This is a genomic window from Kitasatospora sp. NPDC036755, from assembly GCF_040636595.1.
Taxonomy (GTDB): domain Bacteria; phylum Actinomycetota; class Actinomycetes; order Streptomycetales; family Streptomycetaceae; genus Kitasatospora.
The window spans coordinates 1-3,169 of the sequence record NZ_JBEZUT010000571.1; the positions used below are offsets into that span (position 1 = coordinate 1).

At 72.5% G+C, this 3,169-nt stretch carries 3 protein-coding genes and 1 pseudogene; all 4 read left to right on the forward strand.

What is annotated here, in order from left to right:
* Positions 1 to 1,448, forward strand: a 1,448-nt coding sequence (locus AB0E96_RS39995; RefSeq protein ID WP_359831616.1) for a hypothetical protein, incomplete at its 5' end; no start/stop codon positions are given.
* A gap of 143 nt (positions 1,449 to 1,591) precedes the next feature.
* On the forward strand, positions 1,592 to 2,260 hold the full coding sequence (locus AB0E96_RS40000; protein ID WP_359831618.1) for a hypothetical protein: 669 nt from the start codon (positions 1,592 to 1,594) through the stop codon (positions 2,258 to 2,260).
* 107 nt (positions 2,261 to 2,367) lie between these two features.
* Positions 2,368 to 2,691, forward strand: a complete 324-nt coding sequence (locus AB0E96_RS40005) for a hypothetical protein (protein ID WP_359831619.1) — start codon at positions 2,368 to 2,370, stop codon at positions 2,689 to 2,691.
* Positions 2,688 to 3,169, forward strand: a pseudogene (locus tag AB0E96_RS40010) (mobilization protein); the annotation flags it as partial. The gene AB0E96_RS40005 and the pseudogene AB0E96_RS40010, both read left to right, overlap by 4 nt.

Below are 3,169 nucleotides of genomic sequence, written 5' to 3' on the forward strand. Positions count from 1 at the left end.
GGCTCACCGAACGATCCGCCGAGGAACAACAGACGCCGCGGGCCACAGTGCTTGATCCCGCCGACGGCCTCCACCCCGACGATGTCGCGGACCACTACCGCGACCTGGAGCGGCACGGTCTGCTCCGCACCGGCCCCGCTGGCCCGGAGGCCACCGCAGCGGCGAAAGAGCTGTGGCCGGTGTTCCTCGCCGCCGCCGGCTGGGCCGCGAAGCACCGAGCCCGTCTCGTTGCCGAGAAGCCCATCGCGGTCGTCCTCGAGGAGGTCCTGCGCACCAGCGCCCAGCCGCTCACCGTGCCGGTCCTGGACCGGCTACGTGCCGGGCCGGCCGCCGAGGACGATCTCGCGGCCCCGATGACGGCTGCCGCCCGTGCCCAACTACCCGACCAGCTCTCCGTCCTCATCCAGCAGGAGCTGCTGGAACGCCTACCGGACGGCACCCTGCAGGCGACCGCGCCCGGCAGCCAGCTCGCCGAACTCCATGACACCCTCGCCTACTGGTACGGCCAGCACCTGGCCCCCGCACTACCAACAAGCTCCGCCGAACCGGTGCTCGGCCACCGAGCGCAAGCAATGAACGCACCAGCAACCGACGTGCCCGTTGCTGAGGGCGCCTCGTACCTCGATCCGTTCGGGCTCGCAGACCTGCAACCCCTCGACAGCGCCTGCGAGGAGTCGGCGGACGTGCTGTCGTACTACGAGGAAGTGGCGCCCCTGCAAGCCCAGCACCATGGGGCCCACAGCTTCTACCTCTTCCTCGACGAGCACTCATGGATGGGAGACCTGCCCGGTCCGCCCCAGGTCCTGGCCGCCTACGTACACCGCCAGCGAGACCAAGGCCGCGTCCGCGTCGAGCACACCTTCCAGCCCATGGTCCCTCTCGCGCAGCGCTGGCTGGCCGAACGCGGAGCCGACCCGGCGGCACTGGAGGTCGCCTCCGGTGTGTATGCGCGCCCGACCGACCGCGCCACCCAGGAGGCAGAGGAACGCCTGCGAGCCCCCGGCCGCTACGAAGTCCTCGCCGCGTTCACCTACGACTGGGAGCCATCCCCCAGCTGGGTTCTGGCCCTCGACCGGCACCGGCCCGACCCCAACGAGCCGTACCGCATCTTCCACCGCACAGTCGGCCCCTACACCCGCAACCCGGTCGGGTTCTTGCGGCCCTACCCCGGCAGCGCCGTCTACACCGTCACCGAGCACGGCTTTCGTAACCTGCGGGAGGTCGCGGCCTGGTGCCGGATCACCGATGAGAACTGGACCAGTCGGGAACCCGGATTGCGGCCCGCCCTGCGATCGTTCACCCGCACCGCGATAGCCCCGCACACCCCGCCCAGCAGTTCCTCCCGCTCCAGCGCGGCCACCACCCGCACCGTCGTCCCCGGCAGCGGCCCCACCGACCCGCTGCCGCCACCCGATGCCGCCGGCCACCGACCCGGCCACCGTCGCTGAACAGAAGGACCGCACTCATCCCCACCCGCGAAACCCTCGAAGAGACCCGCTTCGTCGTCGACGGCCTCCGACCGGTCACCGCCGACGACGAGTCGAGGCTCGACCACCTCTGCTTCAGCCTGGACATGTACACCTCGCTGGCAGTGCAGCACGCAGCGAACCCGCACACCGAACTCCTCGCCGAGAGCTTCTATGTCGTGCACGACGGCACCATGACCTGGGCCGACGTCCCCGGCCTCGCGCAGTACGCGGCCGTCCACGTCGAGCGCGACCTCGGGGAGGGCACGTACCGCTTCGACTACAGCCGCCACCCCATCGCCGCACTCGCCCGGAACTGGCTCATCTCCCGCGGTGCAGACCCGGGCCAGCTCACCGTGGATGTCGAGGACCCCATGAGCACCGACCAGGCCACCCGGGACCTGGAGGACTTCCTGGCCGTCTCCGGAGACCGCTTCGGGATCCGCGACGACTACACCCACGACAGTCCGGACTTCTACAAGACGTGGATCATCGCCACCGACAGCCGGCCCGATCCGGGCCAGCAACCGGTCCGCGTCTTCTACGAGGACGTCGACACGGCGAACCACTCCTACTCCCTGCGCCAGGGCGGCTTCGCCACCATCGAAGCCGCCCGGAGCTGGGTCGACCGGGTGGGGCACCCGGACAACCCGCTGCCGCCGCTGACCGCCGCCCCCAGCGCCCGCGCCGCCGGCGCTGGAGCGCACAGCACCGTCGCGATCACCTTCTCCGCCCCGGGCCCCGCGCAGGCACCCGCTACGCCGGAGAACATCCCCACCCGGCACCGCCGCTGACGCACCACCACCCACTGGAAGGACTGCAGATCTCCCCGATCGACAGCACTCAGTCTCCGGCCACCACCAGGCCGCAGCGGCGACCGCGCACGGCGGAGCGCCGCAGCGTGCAGACCACGGTGCGGTTCACCCCAGCGGCCATCACCGCCATTGGCGAGCGCGCCGCCGCCGAGCGCCTCACAACCGCCGGGCTCATCGGCAACGCCGCCCTGGCCGCCGCGCAGTGCGGCGATCCGATCCAGCGCCCCGACCGCGACCCGCGGCGCCCGCTCGTCGAAGCCCTCGACCGCGTGGCCGGCGAGCTGAACGCCGCCGTCGCCGCCGTCCGCGAGTCGCAGACCGGGCCGGGGCAGGAGGCCGCGCTCGCGGTTCTTCCGGCCGTCGCCGAGCGAACATACACCGTCCTGGACGCCGTGCTGGAGGTATCGTGATCCCCGGCGTCTCCCGGGGCAACGGCATCCGTCCGCTGTTGGCCTACCTCTACGGGCCGGGCCGGCGCGAGGAACACGTCGATCCGCACCTCGTCGCCGCGTGGGACCTGCACGGCGCCCCCGACCCGGGACGTCAGCCGGGTGCGAGCGTCGGCCGGCTCGCGGACCGCCTCGACCAGCACGCCCGGCTGCGCGCCGCCGAGTTGGGGGCGGTGCCGCCGAACCGGGTGTGGCACTGCTCCGTCCGCGCAGCCCCGGAGGACCCCGCCCTCAGCGACGAGCAGTGGGCCCAGGTGGCTCGTCGCGTCGTCCGGGCCACCGGTCTCGCGCCCGATCAGGGCCCCGGCTGCCGGTGGGTGGCGGTCCGCCACGCCGTCCACCACATCCACCTCGCCGCCGTCACTGTCCTACCCACCGGCGCCCGGCCCGCCATGCACCGCGACGCGATGCGGGCCCAGGCCGAGTGCCGAGCCATCGA